Consider the following 258-nt stretch of genomic DNA (forward strand, 5'->3'; position numbering starts at 1 on the left):
TGATGTTCGTTATAGGTGTTGTTGCAGGGATGAACCTGGAACACGCATTCAATTTTCTAGGTTAATGGGAGGAAGTGTGAACCTTAATAAACAATTTTTTCTGGTTTTTGATGAACGCGGTGCTGATGTGCATCTTCATCGTTCCAGTGGCCGTCGCGTTTTTGGCTGTCTGCTTTTGCGGCAGGTTTTGACTGGAGTCAGTGGGTTAAGTTGGCTGCTGATACGGCCAACAGAGCTGCAAGTGACCCGGCCAAGGCT

At 47.7% G+C, this 258-nt stretch carries 1 protein-coding gene; it reads left to right on the forward strand.

Going from position 1 to position 258, the window contains the following annotated elements:
* Positions 1-76 precede the first annotated feature (76 nt).
* Positions 77-258 (forward strand): hypothetical protein (locus BHE89_RS24195; protein WP_216080970.1); only part of this gene is annotated, 182 nt, incomplete at its 3' end.

The organism is Shigella sp. FC1967 (genome assembly GCF_001743005.1).
GTDB lineage: Bacteria > Pseudomonadota > Gammaproteobacteria > Enterobacterales > Enterobacteriaceae > Proteus.